16 protein-coding genes are annotated in these 17,280 nt (G+C 63.4%); 7 read left to right on the forward strand and 9 right to left on the reverse strand.

Annotated features, from left to right (window positions below; all coding sequences use genetic code 11):
- The first annotated feature begins 1,102 nt into the window (after positions 1-1,102).
- The gene (locus M2427_RS05665) at positions 1,103-1,552 is read left to right on the forward strand and encodes a GNAT family N-acetyltransferase (RefSeq protein ID WP_280705223.1); all 450 of its coding nucleotides are present in this window, start codon (positions 1,103-1,105) and stop codon (positions 1,550-1,552) included.
- A gap of 139 nt (positions 1,553-1,691) precedes the next feature.
- On the opposite strand, the gene M2427_RS05670 is transcribed toward M2427_RS05665, so the two are convergent.
- From M2427_RS05670 to M2427_RS05690, 5 genes are all read right to left on the reverse strand, one after another.
- The gene (locus tag M2427_RS05670) at positions 1,692-2,096 is read right to left on the reverse strand and encodes a YccF domain-containing protein (protein ID WP_280705224.1); all 405 of its coding nucleotides are present in this window, start codon (positions 2,094-2,096) and stop codon (positions 1,692-1,694) included.
- Positions 2,097-2,159: 63 nt separating this feature from the next.
- Positions 2,160-3,245, reverse strand: coding sequence for a rhomboid family intramembrane serine protease (locus tag M2427_RS05675; RefSeq protein ID WP_280705225.1), 1,086 nt, complete (start codon positions 3,243-3,245; stop codon positions 2,160-2,162).
- A gap of 88 nt (positions 3,246-3,333) precedes the next feature.
- The gene (locus M2427_RS05680) at positions 3,334-4,128 is read right to left on the reverse strand and encodes an enoyl-CoA hydratase-related protein (RefSeq protein ID WP_280705226.1); all 795 of its coding nucleotides are present in this window, start codon (positions 4,126-4,128) and stop codon (positions 3,334-3,336) included.
- Between the two features lie 18 nt (positions 4,129-4,146).
- The gene (locus M2427_RS05685) at positions 4,147-5,691 is read right to left on the reverse strand and encodes an acyl-CoA synthetase (protein ID WP_280705227.1); all 1,545 of its coding nucleotides are present in this window, start codon (positions 5,689-5,691) and stop codon (positions 4,147-4,149) included.
- A gap of 136 nt (positions 5,692-5,827) precedes the next feature.
- Positions 5,828-6,637: a crotonase/enoyl-CoA hydratase family protein gene (locus tag M2427_RS05690; RefSeq protein WP_280705228.1), complete on the reverse strand. Its 810-nt coding sequence runs from the start codon at positions 6,635-6,637 to the stop codon at positions 5,828-5,830.
- Between the two features lie 104 nt (positions 6,638-6,741).
- Between M2427_RS05690 and M2427_RS05695 the strand changes: the two genes are divergently transcribed.
- Positions 6,742-7,614, forward strand: coding sequence for an SDR family oxidoreductase (locus M2427_RS05695; RefSeq protein WP_280705229.1), 873 nt, complete (start codon positions 6,742-6,744; stop codon positions 7,612-7,614).
- Between the two features lie 262 nt (positions 7,615-7,876).
- Entirely contained in the window at positions 7,877-9,454 is a 1,578-nt protein-coding gene (locus tag M2427_RS05700) for a fatty acid--CoA ligase (RefSeq protein WP_280705230.1), read from the forward strand.
- Positions 9,455-9,619: 165 nt separating this feature from the next.
- Here M2427_RS05700 and M2427_RS05705 read toward each other — a convergent pair whose 3' ends face one another.
- Positions 9,620-10,894, reverse strand: a complete 1,275-nt coding sequence (locus M2427_RS05705; protein ID WP_280705231.1) for an acyl-CoA dehydrogenase family protein — start codon at positions 10,892-10,894, stop codon at positions 9,620-9,622.
- Positions 10,895-11,105: 211 nt separating this feature from the next.
- Between M2427_RS05705 and M2427_RS05710 the strand changes: the two genes are divergently transcribed.
- Entirely contained in the window at positions 11,106-11,885 is a 780-nt protein-coding gene (locus tag M2427_RS05710) for an enoyl-CoA hydratase-related protein (protein ID WP_280705232.1), read from the forward strand.
- A gap of 137 nt (positions 11,886-12,022) precedes the next feature.
- Here M2427_RS05710 and M2427_RS05715 read toward each other — a convergent pair whose 3' ends face one another.
- From M2427_RS05715 to M2427_RS05725, 3 genes are read right to left on the reverse strand one after another with little or no spacing between them, the layout of a single operon-like run.
- Positions 12,023-12,400, reverse strand: a complete 378-nt coding sequence (locus M2427_RS05715) for a DUF6285 domain-containing protein (RefSeq protein ID WP_280705233.1) — start codon at positions 12,398-12,400, stop codon at positions 12,023-12,025.
- A 2-nt stretch (positions 12,401-12,402) separates the two neighbouring features.
- Positions 12,403-13,389 (reverse strand): phosphotransferase family protein, encoded by a 987-nt coding sequence (locus M2427_RS05720; protein ID WP_280705234.1) that lies wholly within the window; start codon positions 13,387-13,389, stop codon positions 12,403-12,405.
- Positions 13,386-14,174, reverse strand: coding sequence for an enoyl-CoA hydratase/isomerase (locus M2427_RS05725; RefSeq protein WP_280705235.1), 789 nt, complete (start codon positions 14,172-14,174; stop codon positions 13,386-13,388). The genes M2427_RS05720 and M2427_RS05725 overlap by 4 nt, the downstream gene beginning before the upstream one ends.
- A 190-nt stretch (positions 14,175-14,364) precedes the next feature.
- On the opposite strand from M2427_RS05725, the gene M2427_RS05730 reads away from it, so the two are divergent.
- From M2427_RS05730 to M2427_RS05740, 3 genes are all read left to right on the forward strand, one after another.
- Complete coding sequence (locus M2427_RS05730) at positions 14,365-15,144, forward strand: SDR family oxidoreductase (RefSeq protein WP_280705236.1); 780 nt, start codon at positions 14,365-14,367, stop codon at positions 15,142-15,144.
- Positions 15,145-15,254: 110 nt separating this feature from the next.
- A complete protein-coding gene (locus M2427_RS05735; protein WP_280705237.1) occupies positions 15,255-15,635 on the forward strand; it encodes a VOC family protein in 381 nt (126 codons plus the stop codon).
- A gap of 293 nt (positions 15,636-15,928) precedes the next feature.
- The gene (locus M2427_RS05740) at positions 15,929-17,206 is read left to right on the forward strand and encodes an acyl-CoA dehydrogenase family protein (protein WP_280705238.1); all 1,278 of its coding nucleotides are present in this window, start codon (positions 15,929-15,931) and stop codon (positions 17,204-17,206) included.
- Positions 17,207-17,280 lie beyond the last annotated feature (74 nt).

Genomic DNA, 17,280 nt, shown 5'->3' on the forward strand with positions numbered 1-17,280 from the left:
GGGAGACCGGGCCGGATCACGGCGTCAAGCGCCAAGGACCCAACGGCTTCCCGCCCACCGCCATCATGACAGACTTTCCACACACAGGGACCCAGGCGCTGCAGAGCGCATTGCCGCGATATGGGCCCCGGCTCTGCAGCGCACCACGCCGCGAAGACGCGGCGCGCTGCGCTGCGTCCGGGGCACGAGAATATAACTGGCGTCATCAACAGACACGCGTCATCGGTCTCGCGGCGCAGGCGCCCGAAGCTTTGCTGTCCGTTTCGCACCTCTCGAGAAGAAAGGGCGCAGGGAAGGCCGGGCGCCGGCTGGCACCCAGGGTCCGCATACGAAAAACGCACGCGGGGTGACCACAGGTGACGCCGGGACATCCCGGCCTTCCCTGCGCAATGGTTTTACGGCTTATGGCGCGCTCTCCCCGGGGAGCGATGCACTCTTGCCCCCGTCGCCTCGCGAATGACCGATGCGCGCGGTCCGGTCGGGCCGCCGCATCACCGCAAGGCTTGACGCACAGACTCCGGGCGCCAGGACCACACGCTTTTGCCGTCCGCGGACGCCCCTCCCGGAACATTCGGACGCTCGCGCGTGCTCGCCCCCGAAGCCGAAAGGAACGCTGTGACCGCGCCGTGTCGATCCCGCGGATCGTGATGGCTCACGGGGATTTCCCGCCCTGCCATCCCGTCACGCGCCGGCGCTGCCGCGTCCATCGCGTCCCGGCCTACGTATCGTGACGATCGCGAAACGTCCCTTTGACGGGCCGGGATGGAATGCGGTTTAACCGAAGACATGAATTCGGTCAATCAGAATATTTGCAGCACCGTCGTTGACCCACATGTGGCGTGTTTCGCCCGTCGGTCAACGCGAGGCATAGTGTGCATGGTGGGCTGGCATTGCGTGGCCGTCCCCCGTGAATTGCGCATTGTGCGGCAGAAATGCCGCGGCGTGATCGATGGGTTCAGCGCTCGGAGCAGATCCATTTGAGCGTTCAGCCGTCCCTGGGAAACGTACAGCGGCGGGTTATAAGTGACCTCGACATTCCCGAACCATCAGACAATGATCTCAGTTCTGGATCAGCTCAGTCCACCGCCCGCCAGGATCGCCTATGATGAAGCTCGTATCGAACAATCCTCCAGATTTCGACAGGCTAGGCGCGCTGCTCTTCGATAAGGACGATCTGCTGTTGGTGTGGCCGGAAGCGAGGTTCCCGTTCGATCGAGAGCAATGGGGCGAAAGGCTATCATCGCATCCCGGAAACCGATCGTATTTCGTGGCTTTCGACGGCCAGATAATCGGGCACGTTGCTTTGCTGGAGACTGATGAAGCGGAAACGTTAGCGCTGTCATACGTGTTCATCAAACCGCATTACCGCGGCCGCGGGCTTGGCATTCTGCTAATGACCCTGGTCGAGCTTGAGGCCAAGACACTCGGAGCTCGCGCTCTACGTCTTCGCGTCAGAACCTACAATCCTCGAGCGCGTCGCGTGTATGAGGCCGCTGGATTTGCCCAAAGCGACCAAACTGACACCCTCGTTATCATGCGCAAGCAACTATGAGCGTCACGCTCGGTTCACGGCTGCGCCGACGTCAGTAGCGTGTAGGATGGGTAGAGCGAAGCGAAACCCATCATGCTTCGTCATAGGCAGACGGATTGATGGGTTTCGCTTCGCTCTACCCATCCTACGAGGTCACGCCCTACGCCGGCACGATCACCTTGCCGATCGGCCAGAGCGCGATGCCCGCGAGCTTCAGATGCGCCCAGGCGAAGGGAAGGCCGATGATGGTGATCGCATAGAGCACGGCGGTCAGGAGGTGGCCGAGCGCCAGCCACCAGCCGGCCAGCACGAACCAGATGATGTTGCCGATCACGCCGAGGGCGCCCGTGCCGATATCGCTCATGCCGGTAACCTCGTCGCGGTTGACCGCGCGCGAGCCGAACGGCAGCAGCGTGTAAATGGCGATGTTGAACGCCGCCCGCGCCCAGGGCAGGCCGATGATGGTGATGGCCATGATGACGGACGCCACCAGCCAACCGAATGCCATCCAGGCACCGCCGATGAGAATCCAGATCAGGTTGAGCAAGATGGAAACTGGGGACATGAGTTTGAGAACCTTGGGACCATCCGGAGGGCAATGGGCCCTCTTATAGCACGACCTCCGCAGTCATAGTCCATGACGCCGGTTACGTTCAGCGCGCAGCGATGTTCCGACAAATCCAACATCTGCGATGCCGCGCGACATCTCGTTCGAACAGAGCCAAAGCGTGACCGCCGCGGCACAGATCGCCGCAAGGCCGGAAATGAGAACAAGATTAGGACAGAATGTGACAAGAAAATTATCCAGTGGAACGGACCCCGTCGGCCAGCGCGGTGTGCAAGACGATGCCAGAGTCCAACCGGAAAGCATCACGGCGGCAGCGTTCGCCACGGCCAAAGCCGTCACGACGATCGCAAGACCCTTCTTCATGGAGAGCGCGAGATCGGCCAGTTTCACGACTGCACAACACGCGATCACGGCGACGATGGCCATGCCCCAACCGGATACTCCGGCGGCGATGGCCTGAGCCTGACCGCTCCAGGCCCATAGTGCCGCGACACAGGCAAGCAGGGTCAGATTGACCTTCACGACTTCGGGGAACTTGCAGCGCAGCGCGTAAGGATTCGCCTTTTCGACGAGGTCGAGCAGTGCGCAGGCGATCAGCCCCGCCGCAAAGCCACCGAGATGGACGCCCCAGTCGATCCGCGAATTGCTGAACGCAAATGCGATGTTCAATCCGATATTGATCGCGAAGAAGTCGAAGCTGACGTCGAGCTTGCCGAGAATCCAGAGGCACAACAGCGCGCCCAGGACGCCGGACGTGGCGCCGGATGCGCCGACCGTCAAGTAAGGCGTGGAATGAATGCCGTTGCCAACGATGGCGCCGAATACCATCGCGCAGAGATAGATGATGAGGAAATAGGCCGGCCCCACCCGTCGCTCGAGATGTCCGCCCCACAGCACCAGACACAACATGTTCATGGTAAGGTGGACGAAATTGACGTGCAGGAAGCCGTAGGCGAGCAGGCGCCAATACTCATGACGCGCGATGGCGGTCGAATACATGCCGCCGTAGCGATAGAGCAGCTCCGACGAAGCCGCCGGACCGCCCGCCTGGATGAAGCAAAACCCCGACGCGAGGACCGTCACCGTCATCAGCGCGTAGACGGCCGCATGAGGGGTTTCGAAGAAGCTGGCACGATATGAGGGCATTGGCGATCGCAAGCAGGAGGAGACGTAGATGCCAACCTAGCCGAGCCGATCGATGATTGCTACTCCAGCGGGTGCCAGCCGCTGACGCCTACCGTCCCTCGAATTTCGGCGCGCGCTTCTCCATGAAAGCCTTCATGCCCTCGGCCATGTCCTGCGTCTTGAACAGCGGCAGCAGTTGGAGATAGACGTGATGGACGTGGTCGTGGAAGTTCTCGTTCAGGCCCATCCGCATCATACGCTTGGAGGCCTGCACCGCGAGCGGCGCGTTGGCGGCAATCTCGCGGGCGACGGCGTACGCGCGGGTCATCAGCTCGGCATCCGGCACGACCTCGTTGGCAAGGCCCCAGTCCAGGCACTCGCGCGCGCTCAGCGTGCGGCCGGTAAAAATCAGCTCGGAGGCCTTGGCCCAGCCGAGCATGCGCGGCAACAGCCAGGTGCCGCCGGATTCCGGCACCACGCCGCGCTTGACGAAGGCGGCGGCGAGCTTTGAGGATTCCGCCATGATGCGGATGTCGCAGCCAAGCGCGGTGTCCATGCCGTAACCGGCCGCGCCGCCATTGACGGCGCAGATGGTCGGCTTGTCCATCGCCTGCAACACCGTCGGCGGCGTGTTGCGCAGATTGATCGTCGTCGGCGAGGACGCCGCGCTGAGGCCATTGCCGTCGCGCTCCCTGCGGAGATCGAGGCCGGCGCAGAACGCCCTGCCCCTGCCGGTGAGAATCACCACGCGGACATTCTTGTCCTCATTGGCCTCGGTCAAGAGCCGCGCGAGGTCGTTCAGCATCGGGCCGGAGATCGTATTCATCCGCTCCGGCGCGTTCAGCGTGATGGTCGCGATGTGATCGGCGACCTCGTAAAGGACTTCGTTTTCGGCGTCGGTCATGTGTCGCTCCTCGAATTGTCAGATCCTGCGTCCCGCCTGCTCCCAATAGGGATCGCGGAGCCGGCGCTTGAAGATTTTTCCGGAATCTTCGCGCGGCAGTCCCGTGCGGATCTCGATGTGTTTTGGGACCTTGTAATCGGCGAGCGAGCTCTTGAGCCGCGCACGGATGCCCGCGGCGTCGAGCGTTACGCCCGGCTGCGGCTCGACCACCGCCATCAGCGCCTCGCCGAACTCGGCATCGGGGATGCCGAACACAGCGCAATCATGCACGCCAGGCACCGCGTGCAGCACCGACTCGATCTCGGCCGGATAGATGTTGACGCCGCCAGAGATCACCATGTCGCGCTTGCGGTCGCAGATGAAGACGTAGCCGTCCTCGTCGATATAGCCGACGTCGCCCGAGGTGATGAACCCGTCGCGGTCGATCTCTGCGCGCTTCTCGGGCTTGTTGTGATAGGTGAAGTCGGCCATTGCAGGCATGCGCGAATAGATCTCGCCGATTTCGCCGACACCAAGCACGCGACCGTCATCGCCGATGAAACGTAATTCGGCGCCGGGCGAGATCTTACCGACCGTACCGGGCTTCTTGAGTGCGTCCTCCGACGTCGCGAAGGTGACGGCGCTGGATTCGGTCGAGCCGTAGAATTCGTAGATCACCGGCCCCCACCATTCGATCATGGCGCGCTTGACGTCCGCCGGACAGGGCGCGGCCGCGTGGATGATGTGGCGCAGCGAAGAGACGTCGTATTTCTTGCGGACCTCCTCCGGCAGCTTCATCAGGCGGATGAACATGGTCGGCACCATGAAGATGGTGTCGACCTTGTAGCGCTCGATCAGCTGCAGAAAATCTTCCGCCTCAAAGCGCGGCATCAGCACCAGCACGCCGCCGAGCTTGCCGGCGCGGATGCCGAACGAATTCGGCGCGGAATGGTAGAGCGGCCCCGGCAGGATCGCGCGGGCTCCCGGCTTGAGCCCATAGATCATTGCGCGCATGCGCTCGCCGGCGGCCTGTTGCTCCGGCGTCGGCGCGTTACGCCGCACGCCCTTGGGATGGCCTGTGGTGCCTGAGGTGTAGATCATGTTCATCGGCTGCGGCACGACCGGGCCGTCATAGGGCTGGAATTGCGCGAGCCAGGATTCGAAATCGATCGCGAAGTCCGGCGTCTTCAGGTGATCGGGATCGATCTTGTAGTTTCTCAGGATTTCCGGCGGCGTCGGCACGCTGAGCACGGTCACGCCTTTCGGGATCGCGTCGCGCAAGGCATGCAACATGTCGGCGTGACCGATCAGCACGGATGTGCCGGTATCACCGAGGATGTAGTTGATCTCCTCGGGCTTGAAATGCCAGTTGATCGGCACGCCATAGGCGCCGAGCCGCATCGCGGCGTAGGCAGCCTCGAGGAAGGCGATGTCGTTGCGCATCAGCATGCAGACGCAATCGCCTTGCTGGACGCCGATCCTGGCGAGGCCGGATGCGATACGGTCGGCGCGAGCCGCGACTTCGGAATGGGTGCGGCGGCGATCGCCGGAGACGATGCCGAGGAATGGGGACGTTTCGCTCATTCTTGTTTTTCTTTGTTGTGAGTTGCTGTCATTCCGGGGCGACGCGAAGCATCGAACCCGGAATCCATTTCACAGCGGACGATGAGGCGCGATGGATTCCGGGCCTGCGCCTGCGGCGTATCCCGGAATGACGACCTCAATCCGCATACTTCGCCGCACGTTTCTCCAGATTCGACCGCACAGCCTCGGTCTGGTTCGCGCTGCCGATCAGCTTCTGCTGCTCGACGGACTCAGCCAGCAGCGCCGGACCGGGATCGACCGAGAGATTGTTCAGCAGCCGCTTGGCCGCGCGGATCGCATCGGGGCTCTTGCCGGCGATCTCGCGTGCGACTTCGAGCGCAGCTGCGCGCGGGTCATCGCAAATGCGGGTGGCGAGACCGTAAGTCATCGCCTCCTGCGCGGAGAAGATGCGCCCTGTATAGGTGAGATCGCGCAGGATGTCGTCGCGCACGAGCGAGGCCAGGATCGGCGTGCCTGCCATATCAGGGACGAGGCCCCATTTGATTTCCATGATCGACATCCGCGCATCGGGGCTGAGGAAACGCATGTCGGCGCCGAGCGAGAGCTGGAAGCCGCCGCCGAACGCGACGCCATGCACCGCCGCGATCACGGGAACCGGAAGCTGGCGCCATCCCCACACGGCCTGTTGTGGGAAGTTCGCCTGGCCATGCGTCCGCTTGGTGAGATCGCGATTTTCGCCACCCGGAATTCCGTTACCGCCCTTCTCCTTCATGGCTGCAAAACGTCCCATGTCGAGACCGGCGCAGAAGGCGCGGCCCTCGCCGGACAGCACGACGACGCGCACGCCTTTCTCCGTCGAAAGCCGCTCGGTTGCCGCAACAAGGGCCTCGAACATGGCCTGATCGAGCGCATTCATCTTGTCCGCGCGCACCAGGCGCACGTCGGCGACGCCTTCGGAGATCGAAATCGAGACGCGCTCTTCCATGGATGAATTCTCCCTGTTCTTGTTCGGTGCCGCTTTACAGAAAGCGGGCGGCCAGATTTAGTCAATCGACCAATTAACTGACAATCCGTACGGGAGATACAGCCATGTTCAAGGAAAATCTTCTGGCTGGCCGGCGCATTCTCGTGACCGGCGGCGGCACCGGGCTCGGCAAATCCATGGCAGCCCGCTTCCTCCAGCTCGGCGCCGAGGTGCATATCTGCGGCCGGCGCAAGATCGTCTGCGACGAGACCGCGATCGAGCTGATGGGTGAATATGGCGGCCGCGTCACCAGCCACGGTGTCGACATCCGCAATTCGCTCGCGGTCGAGGAGATGGTCGACAACATCTTTCGCGATGCGCCGCTCACCGATCTCATCAACAACGCCGCCGGCAATTTCATCTCGCGCACGGAAGAGCTCTCGCCGCGCGGTTTCGATGCCGTCGCCAACATCGTCATGCACGGCACGTTCTATGTGACCCATGCCGTCGGCAAGCGCTGGATCGCGCTGAAGCAGCCCGGCAACGTCGTGTCGATCACCGTCACCTGGGTGCGCAACGGCTCGCCCTATGTGGTGCCGTCGGCGATGAGCAAATCGGCGATCCACGCCATGACGATGTCGCTCGCGACCGAATGGGGCCGCTACGGCATCCGCCTCAACACCATCGCGCCAGGCGAGATCCCGACCGAGGGCATGAGCAAGCGCATCAAGCCGGGCGACGAGGCCGGCGCGCGCACCAAGGCGATGAACCCGATGGGCCGCGTCGGCACCATGGAGGAATTGCAGAACCTCGCCGTGTTCCTGATCTCCGGCGGCTGCGACTGGATCACCGGCGAGACCATCGCCATGGACGGCGCGCAGGCGCTCGCCATGGGCGGCAATTTCTACCAGCTCCGCGACTGGAGCGACGACGACTGGAAGACCGCGCGCGAAAGCATCATGGCGCAGAACGAGAAGGATCGCGCGAAGCGGGGGTAATCTCGTGCCCCGGACGCAGCGCAGCACGCCCCCGGCGATGCGAAGCATCGTCCGGTGCGGCGTGGTGCGCTGCTGAGCCGGGGCCCATCTCTCGGCGCACACAAAAGAATGGGTCCCGGCTCTGCGCAGCAGCGCAAAGGGCGCTGCAGCGCGTCCGGGACACGAGACCGCGCTTGTCCGGGACGACGGAGGAGTCCACCTTGTCTTCACCCGCGGATGACGCCACACTCCGCGACATAAGAACAGACGTCACGGGAGAAACATGTCCACACAGCCATTGGCAAACCTCGCCGAGATGGTGCGCCAGCGCGCGACGAGCCGCGGCAACGCCATTGCCTATGAGTTCGAGGGCCGCGTCACCAGCTTTGCCGAATTCGACATCAAGACCAACAAGGTCGCCAATGCGCTGATCGCGATCGGCGTGAAGAAGGGCGACCGCATCGCCTATCTCGGCAAGAACAGCGACATCTATTTCGAATTGCTGATGGGCGCGATCAAGGCCGGCGTGGTGATGGCGCCGGTGAACTGGCGGCTCGCCGGACCCGAGGTCGCCTTCATCGTTGGTGACTGCAGGGCGCCGGTGCTGTTCGTCGGGCCGGAGTTCATCACGCTGGTGCACCAGATCAAGGAAAAGCTGCCGGGCGTGCACACCATTATCACGACTGAAGGCGGCGCACCGGAATGGCAGGATTTTAAGCCCTGGCGCGATGCGCAGAGCGGTGACGACCCGAAGGTTGCGATCGACACCAAAGACATTGCGATCCAGCTCTACACGTCGGGCACCACCGGCAAGCCGAAGGGCGCGATGCTGAGCCACGCGAACTTCCTCAACCTGGTGCAGACGGGCAATGCCGAGGACAAGCCGGAATGGAACCGGTGGTCGACCGACGACGTCTCGCTGGTCGCGATGCCGATCTTCCATATCGGCGGCTCCGGCTGGGGCGTGATGGGGCTGTATCACGGTGCCCGCGGCGTCATTGCGCGCGAATTCGATCCGACCAAGGTGCTGGATTTCTTCGAGCAGTCGGGCATCACGAAACTGTTCATGGTGCCGGCGGCAATGCAGTTCGTGGTGCGGCAGCCGCGCGCCAAGACGGTCGACTTCTCCAGGCTGAAATACATGCTGTACGGCGCCTCGCCGATTCCGGCGGCGCTGCTGAAGGAATGCATCGAGGTCTTCAAGTGCGGCTTCGTGCAGATGTACGGCATGACCGAGACGACGGGCACGATCGTCGCGCTGCCGCCGGAGGATCACGTCGAGGGCCTCGAGCGGATGCGCTCGGCCGGCAAGGCGCTGCCGGGCGTCGAGATCGCCATCCTGGATGCCGACGGCAAGCCGCTGCCGCCGCGTCAGGTCGGCGAGATCGCGACGCGCTCGGGCTCCAACATGGCCGGCTACTGGAACCTACCGGAGGCGACCGCCGCGACGCTGCGCGGCGACGGCTGGCTGCGCACCGGCGATGCCGGCTACATGGACGAGGACGGCTACCTCTACATCCACGATCGCATCAAGGACATGATCATCTCCGGCGGCGAGAACATCTACCCGGCCGAGGTGGAGAGCGCGCTGTGCGACCATCCTGACGTGGCCGAGGCCGCCGTGATCGGCATCCCCGATGACAAATGGGGCGAGGCGGTGAAGGCCGTCGTGGTGATGAAGCCAGGCAAGGAGGCGACCGCCACCGACCTCATCAACTTCACCCGGACGCGCATCGCCGGCTTCAAGACGCCGAAGAGCGTGGAGTTTCTGCCGGCGCTGCCGAGGAATCCGTCAGGCAAGATTCTGCGGCGACAGTTGAGGGAGCCGTATTGGGCGGGGAAGGATCGGCGGGTGAATTGATGCCGCCTCATTCACATCGTCGTCCTGGACAAGCGTAGCGGAGCGAAGCGCAGATCCAGGACCCATTGTCACCGAATTGAGTTTCGCGAAGGCTGATGACTACCCGCCAGCCCCAAACTCCTCCCTGGGGTAATGGGTCCTGGCTTTCGCCAGGACGACATGGGGCTAATGCTTCCCCGGCCCCATATACCCGAACAGGAACCCCGCCACTTTCCGCATCTGGATCTCTTCGCTGCCTTCGGTGATGCGGTAGCGGCGGTGGTGGCGATAGATGTGCTCAAACGGCTTGTGGCGTGAGTAGCCCATGCCGCCGTGGACCTGCATCGCGCGGTCGGCCGATTCACAGCAAAGCCGGTTTGCCCAATAGTTGCACATGGAGACGCGGTCGGAGAGCGTGCGCTCGATCTGCTCCTCGTTGAGCTGGTCCATCTCCCAGGCGGTCTTGCGGATCAACAGGCGCAGCATCTCGGCCTGCGTGGCGAGCTCGACCAGCGGAAACTGGATCGCCTGGTTCTCGGCCAGCGCCTTGCCGAACGGCTTTCGCTCGCGCGCGTATTTCACGCTCTCGTTGATGCAGTAAACCGCAGCTCCCAGCGAGCTTGCGGCCTGGCGGATGCGATTCTGGTGGACGAAACATTGCGCCAAGGACAGGCCGCGGCCGACCTCGCCGAACTGCGCATCCTCGGGCACGAACACGTCGGTAAAGCTGACACGGGGATGATCGGTCGGCATGTTGAAGGTCCACATGTATTCCTCGACCTTCACGCCGAGGCTCTTGGCCGGCACCAGGAAGCAGGTGATGCCGCGGGCATCGCCGTCATTGCCCGACGTGCGCGCAAACAGCGCGCAATGCGTGGCGACATGCATGCCGGTGGTCCACATCTTCTCACCGTTGATGACCCAGCCCTTGACGTTGTCGCGGACAGCGGGCACCGCGCGGGTCTCCATGTGGGTGGCGTCCGAGCCGTGATGCGGCTCGGTCAATCCAAACGTGATGCGGTACTTGCCCTTGATCGAGCCGTCGATCATCGCCTTCTGGTCGTCGCGGCCGTAGCGGTCGAGCATGGTGACGACAGGGAAATTGCCGACGACGGAATGCTCGTTCTGAAGATCGTTGTGCAGGCCGAGGCCCTTCGCAGCAAAATGCTCGCGGATCACGGCCATCCAGAGATTGGAGCCGTCCTTGCCGCCATATTGTTTCGGCACGGGAAAGCGCAGATGACCCGCGGCATCGGCAAGATCCTTGGCCTTGCGCAGCAACGCCTCCCATTCGTGGCGCGGCAGGCCGCCATTCTCGAAATCAGTGCGCGCCCATTCGCGGCGATGATCGAAGAAGCGGATGTTGTCGTCGGCCAGTTCGAGCGGCTTGATCTCGCGTTCGATAAAACGATCGAGCTCTCCGAGATAGGCGACGAGATCGGCAGGCAGTGAGAAATCCACGGTTCTCTCCCGGATGATTTTATCGTTTTGCGTTAAGGCGCTAGGCGCGTTTCTGCTTCGCACGATTAAGGTGAGAAGAGCCGCATGAAGTCAAGCAAGCCGAGGCGTGTGAGGCACGCAAGGCGCATCAGCGCAATTCGATGGTGTCGAACAACGCCGGCGCGCTAGTATGGCCGCAACATTCCTTCACGAGAAAATGCGGGAGCGCGCGATGGAGCTGAAATTCTCAAAGGTGGAACGCAAGGGGCCGATCACGGTCGTCACGCTGTCGCGGCCGGAGGTCTACAACGCGCTGCACATCGATGCGCATTTCGAGCTCCAAAAAGTGTTCGACGATTTTTCGGCCGATCCCGAACAATGGGTCGCAATCGTCACCGGCGCCGGCGACAAGGCGTTCTGCGCCGGCAACGATCTGAAGTGGCAGGCCGCGGGCGGCAAGCGCGGCTGGGACAAGGGCGGCTTCGCCGGCCTCACCTCGCGCTTCGACTGCGACAAGCCGATCATCGCCGCGGTCAACGGCGTCGCGATGGGCGGCGGTTTCGAGATTGCGCTCGCCTGCGACCTGATCATTGCGTCTGACAATGCGACCTTCGCCCTGCCCGAACCGCGCGTCGGCCTTGCCGCACTCGCCGGCGGCCTGCATCGCCTGCCACGCCAGATCGGCCTGAAGCGCGCCATGGGCATGATCCTCACCGCGCGCCATGTCAGCGCCACCGAGGGTTTTGAGCTCGGCTTCGTCAACGAAGTCGTGCCGCAGGGCGAGGCGCTCGCGGGCGCGCTGCGCTGGGCGGAGATGATCACCAAGAACTCGCCGATGTCGATCCGGGCGTCGAAGCAGACCATCCGGAAGGGCCTCGCAGTTTCGCTGGAGCAGGCGATCGAGGAGCAGCGGGAATATCCGGCGGTGAAGGCGATGGTGGCGTCGCAGGACTACATCGAGGGCCCGAAGGCATTCTCGGAGAAGCGGCCGCCGGAGTGGGTGGGGAAGTGACCACGGACTGCGCGGTCATTCCGGGGCGCGCCGAGAGGCGCGAGCCCGGAATCCATCAGGCGGCAGAATGCGTGGATAAATGGATTCCGGGCTCGTCGCTACGCGACGCCCCGGAATGACAGTGGGGGTGGCCTCGCCTACCCGCCCCGCGACAGCTCGCGCTTGTAGGACGCGTAGTTCGGCTGATCGACGGCAAGCTTGTCCATCGTGGTCGCCCACAGATGCTCGGCGAGACCCGGCGTCGTCAGGTCAACCTCACCCTTCGCGATGCGTTCGGCGAGCGCGCGGTTGAGATCGGTTACCGAGCCGTCCATGCCAAGCAGCGCGCGCAGGCGCTCGACCTCCTTCGCATCGCTCCCCTCTTCCCGCGTCAGCTGCCGCGTGACGAGGTCGAGGATGTTGATAGCGACGCGCAGCTTGAACGCCTGGTGGCCCGAGATCAGCGGCGTGATATCGTTACGGAGGAAATCGGCGACGGCCTTGCTCAGCTCGATCGGTGTCGGTTCGTCCTGCATACTTAGCCTCCCCGCGGCGCCAAGAGCCGCAGCAGATCAATCTCGGTCTCGCTAGCGCGGCGGCCGATCATGGCGCGCTCCATGGAATGATCCGGCCCTTCGCGGAACCGCTGCATCATGCCGCCACACATGATGCCCCAGCGCAGCGTGCCCATCACTTCCCAGAATTTCACGCGCGACGGATCGACCTTGCGGCCTGCCGCCTCATAACCAGCGAACAGCTCCTCGCGTGAGCCAAAGCCGCCGACAGGCTTGTCGATCTCGCCAAAGCGCCAGGAGTTGACGCAGACCCAGCCGAGATCCTCCATGGGATCGCCGAGATGGGCGAGCTCCCAATCCAGCACCGCACGGACGCCGTCGGCGCCGATGATGAGATTGCCGTTGCGGAAATCGCCGTGCACCAGCGTGGTCTCGGCCGAGGGGCCGGGATCGTGGTCGCGCAGCCAGCGCAACGCCAGCTCGAACACGGGCTTGGGCCAATTCAGGCTGCGATAGTCGCGATCGAACTCGGAGATTTCCTGCGTCGCGGACCTGCTGCGCAGCTCGGGCAATTTGTCCTGCGGCAATCCATGCAAGCCGGCAAGCACGCCGCCGATCTGCCGCGCGAGCAATGGCCGCGCCGCCGCGAACTCGTCGTCGCGAAGAATCTTGCGCGCGATGGTCTCGCCCTCGACCCGCTGCATGATGAAGCCGGTGCCGAGATCCTCATCCGGCGTCAGCACATGCATCACGCGCGGCGACGGGACACCCGCCTCGTAAGCGAGTTGCATCAGCTGCGCTTCGGCCGCGAGACCGGCAGCGCGCGTCGGCGCCGCGCCATAACCCTTCGGCGAACGCCGCAGGATCGCGCCGATCGGCCCGTCGGGATGCGTGATGTCGAAGCGCCAGGTCTCCTGGCTGGCGCCGCCCGACAGTTTTGCGGCGCCAGTGACGCCGGTCGCACCGGGACACCAGCGCCGGACGCTGCGGGAAAGCTCCCCCTCGATCATTTGCCTTTGAACTGCGCGGGCCGCTTCTCCAGGAATGCGCCAACGCCTTCACGGAAGTCCTGCGTGTCGCCGGCGCGCAGCTGGCTCTGGAATTCGAGATTGAGCTGATCCTCGAAAGAATTTTCGGAGCTATCCCAATAGAGCTTGCGGATCAGCGACAGCGCGACCGTCGGGCCGCTCGCGAGATCACGCGCAAGCTTCATTGCCTCCTCCATCAGCACGCCGTCGTCGTAGACGCGGTTGACGAGGCCCCATTCGAGCGCCTTCTCGGCCGGCAGCCGCTCGCCCATCAGCGATAGCTCGACCGAACGTGCCTTGCCGATCAGGCGTGGCAAGAGCCAGGTCGAGCCGCAATCCGGCACGAGGCCGATGCGGCGGAAGGCCTGCAGGAAGTAGGACGATCGCGCGCACAAAATCATGTCGCCGAGCAACGCGAAGCTCATGCCGGCGCCGGCAGCCGGGCCGTTGACGGCGGTGACGATCGGACAATGCAGGTTGCGGATGCGGCGCAGGAACGGATGAAAGCCGGTCTCGAGCGTCAGGCCGGCCTTGGTCTTCTTCGACTGGTCGTTGCGGCCCTGGAGGTTCGCACCGGTACAGAACGCGCGCCCCGCGCCGGTCAGCACGACGCAGCGGACATCGTCCTTCTTCTCCTCGATCGCGTCGAGCGCATCGGAGAGCCCGCCCAGCATGTCCACGGAGACCGCGTTCATCACCTCCTGATGATCGAGCTTCAGGATCGCGACCGAACCATCGAATTCGAGCGTGACGTGTTTGAACTGCATCGTTTCCTCGTCGGTTGCGGTCCGCGATGTTTCGCAGGCCGGAATTAGTTTTGCCGGGCCGCATATTTGATTTTTGGCGCGCTCTTGTCCATGGTGACGAAAGCATACCCCACCGTCATATCGCACGATCTTGCGCGCACCGGCTGACGCGCGGCACACCGAGAACCTCGCCAAAAAAAGGAAACGCGCCATGAACCTTTTCGACCTCACCGGCCGCGTCGCCGTGATCACCGGCGGCAATGGCGGTATTGGGCTCGGCATCGCGCAGGCGCTCGCGGGCCAGGGCTGCAACGTCTCGATCTGGGGCCGCAATGCTGACAAGAACAAGGCTGCTGCCGCGAGCATGGCCGGGCTATCAGGCAAGGTCGACAGCCGCGTTTGCGACGTCACCGACCCTGCTTCCGTCAACGCCGCGATGAAGGCGACGCTGGACATTTTCGGCCGGGTCGACGGCTGCTTCGCCAATGCCGGCATCGGCGGCGGCGGCCGCAGATCCTTCATCGAGCGCACCGAGGAAGAATGGCGCACGATGTTCGCGACCAATCTCGACGGCGTGTTCCACGCCTTCCAGGCTGCCGCGAAGCACATGACCGAGCGCGCCAATGCCGGCGATCCATTCGGCCGGCTGGTGGCGACCTCGAGCCTCGCCTCGATCTTCGGCACGGCACGCAATGAGCACTATGCCGCGACCAAGGCCGCCATCAATGCGCTGGTGCGCGCGCTCGGTGTCGAGCTCGCCCGCCACGGCGTCACCGCGAATGCGATCCTGCCCGGCTGGATCAAGAGCGACATGACCGCGGGCATCATGGCCAACGAGAAGTTCGTCGCCAATGTGATGCCGCGCATTCCGATGCGCCGCTTCGGCGAGGCATCCGATTTCGGCGGCATCGCGGTGTATCTGATGAGCAAGGCCTCGTCGTATCACACCGCGGATACGTTCGTGATCGACGGCGGCTATACGGCGTTTTGAGATTGTAGGGTGGGCAAAGGCGCCCTTGCGCCGTGCCCACGCCGTCTAGAAGGGGTAGGCACGCTTCGCTTTGCCCACCCTACAGTTCATAACCGGGGAGGAAGAAACCAATGTTTTCGCACATCATGATCGGCACCAACGATCTCGACAAGGCTAAAGCCTTCTACGACAATTTGCTCAGCACGCTCGAGGTGCGGCCGGCAAAGGTCGACGGCCATCGCATCTTCTACTTCACCAGGACAGGCGTGTTCTCGGTGACAAAGCCGATCAACGGCGAGCCGGCGACCTGCGCGAACGGCGGCACGATCGGCTTCGCCGCCAACTCGCCTGAGCAGGTCGACAAATGGCACGCAGCCGGAATCGCCGCCGGCGGAACGCCGATCGAAAATCCGCCCGGCATCCGCGAGGGCGCGGGAAACAAGCTGTATCTCGCATATCTGCGTGATCTCGACGGCAACAAGATCTGCGCAATGCATCGGATGGCGAACTGATTGTTCTGGATGCTGTCATTCCCCGCGAAAGCGGGGAATCCAGTACGCCGCCGGCTTCGCGATTCAATCACCGCCGCCTCTGGAATACTGGATCGCCCGGTCTTCGCCGGGCGATGACAGCGGAGAGTGAGGCGCGCATCTGGCGCCTGCCTCCCCATTCAAACAACATTTCAAACGGCCCCACGATATTCCATCACATGGCATGGCTCACGTGAGAAAATCCGCGCTCGCGCTTTGAGCGCGACGCGACTATTCTCCCGGCCAACACGAACGCAGTGCCCACGGGAGGAACAATGACAAAGCACGCTTACATTCCCCGCACCACCAACTACACGCTCAATCCCGGCGACGAGCTCAATGACCTCAGAATGTCGGACCAGGTCCGGCCGCTCTACGATCACGTCAAGAAATTCATCCGCGACACCGTCGAGCCGATGTCGGTCGAATTCGCCAAGGCCGGCGAAGGCAAAGAGGATCGCTGGAGCTTTACGCCGAAGCAGCTCGAGGTGCTCGAGGTCGCCAAGAACAAGGCGAAGAAGGAAGGCCTCTGGAATTTCTTCCTGCCCGATGACGAGACCGGCCAGGGCCTGAAGAATCTCGACTATGCCTATATCGCGGCCGAGCTCGGCAAGAGCCCGCTGGCATCCGAGACCATGAACTGCTCGGCGCCCGACACCGGCAACATGGAGGTGCTGGAGCGCGTCGGCACCAAGGAGCAGAAAGAGAAGTGGCTGAAGCCGCTGATGAACGGCGAGATCCGTTCGGCCTATGTCATGACCGAGCCGAACGTCGCCTCCTCCGACGCCAAGAACATCTCGACCACCGCAAAGCTGGTCGGCGACGAATGGGTCATCAACGGCGAGAAATATTACATCTCCGGCGTCGGCGATCCGCGCTGCAAGATCCTCATCGTGATGGTGAAGACCAATCCGGATGCAGCGCCGAGCAAGCAGCAGTCGCAGATCCTGGTGCCGCGCGACACGCCCGGCGTCGAGGTGCTCGGTCCGATGTACGTGTTCGGCCAGGACCACGCGCCGCGCGGCCACATGCACATGCGTTTCAACAATGTGCGGGTGCCGAAGGAGAACATGCTGCTCGGCGAAGGCCGCGGCTTCGAGATCTCGCAGCTCCGCTTAGGTCCGGGCCGCATCCATCATTGCATGCGCACCATCGGCAAGGCCGAGAAGGCGCTGGACCTGATGGTGCAGCGTGGCCTCACCCGCGAGGCCTTCGGCAAGAAGATCGCCCATCTCGGCGGCAACATGCAGATCATCGCGCAGGCGCGCTGCGAGATCGAGGCGATGCGCTTGATGGTGCTGAAGGCTGCGAAGGCCATGGACGTGCTCGGCAACAAGGAGGCCCGCGTCTGGGTCTCCATGGTCAAGGCCATGGTGCCGGAGCGCGCCTGCAAAATCATCGACCAGTCGATCCAGATGCACGGCGCAACCGGCATCTCGCACTGGACGCCGCTTGCGGAGATGTACCAGGACGTCCGGCATCTGCGCTTTGCGGATGGTCCGGACGAGGTGCACTGGATGGTCGTTGGGCGCCACGAGCTGAGCATGGCGTAATCCACGAGATTCCGCAGGGTGGGCAAAGGCGCTCTTCGCGCCGCGCCCACCCTCTCGGCCTATGCGAGAGGTGG

It is taken from the genome of Bradyrhizobium sp. BR13661 (assembly GCF_029892425.1).
GTDB lineage: Bacteria > Pseudomonadota > Alphaproteobacteria > Rhizobiales > Xanthobacteraceae > Bradyrhizobium.

Bases quoted from the DNA above. Each gene is read 5' to 3' on its own strand.
- M2427_RS05665 (WP_280705223.1), top strand. From the start codon at position 1,103: ATGATGAAGCTCGTATCGAACAATCCTCCAGATTTCGACAGGCTAGGC.
- M2427_RS05670 (WP_280705224.1), bottom strand. From the start codon at position 2,096: ATGTCCCCAGTTTCCATCTTGCTCAACCTGATCTGGATTCTCATCGGC.
- M2427_RS05675 (WP_280705225.1), bottom strand. From the start codon at position 3,245: ATGCCCTCATATCGTGCCAGCTTCTTCGAAACCCCTCATGCGGCCGTC.
- M2427_RS05680 (WP_280705226.1), bottom strand. From the start codon at position 4,128: ATGACCGACGCCGAAAACGAAGTCCTTTACGAGGTCGCCGATCACATC.
- M2427_RS05685 (WP_280705227.1), bottom strand. From the start codon at position 5,691: ATGAGCGAAACGTCCCCATTCCTCGGCATCGTCTCCGGCGATCGCCGC.
- M2427_RS05690 (WP_280705228.1), bottom strand. From the start codon at position 6,637: ATGGAAGAGCGCGTCTCGATTTCGATCTCCGAAGGCGTCGCCGACGTG.
- M2427_RS05695 (WP_280705229.1), top strand. From the start codon at position 6,742: ATGTTCAAGGAAAATCTTCTGGCTGGCCGGCGCATTCTCGTGACCGGC.
- M2427_RS05700 (WP_280705230.1), top strand. From the start codon at position 7,877: ATGTCCACACAGCCATTGGCAAACCTCGCCGAGATGGTGCGCCAGCGC.
- M2427_RS05710 (WP_280705232.1), top strand. From the start codon at position 11,106: ATGGAGCTGAAATTCTCAAAGGTGGAACGCAAGGGGCCGATCACGGTC.
- M2427_RS05715 (WP_280705233.1), bottom strand. From the start codon at position 12,400: ATGCAGGACGAACCGACACCGATCGAGCTGAGCAAGGCCGTCGCCGAT.
- M2427_RS05720 (WP_280705234.1), bottom strand. From the start codon at position 13,389: ATGATCGAGGGGGAGCTTTCCCGCAGCGTCCGGCGCTGGTGTCCCGGT.
- M2427_RS05725 (WP_280705235.1), bottom strand. From the start codon at position 14,174: ATGCAGTTCAAACACGTCACGCTCGAATTCGATGGTTCGGTCGCGATC.
- M2427_RS05730 (WP_280705236.1), top strand. From the start codon at position 14,365: ATGAACCTTTTCGACCTCACCGGCCGCGTCGCCGTGATCACCGGCGGC.
- M2427_RS05735 (WP_280705237.1), top strand. From the start codon at position 15,255: ATGTTTTCGCACATCATGATCGGCACCAACGATCTCGACAAGGCTAAA.
- M2427_RS05740 (WP_280705238.1), top strand. From the start codon at position 15,929: ATGACAAAGCACGCTTACATTCCCCGCACCACCAACTACACGCTCAAT.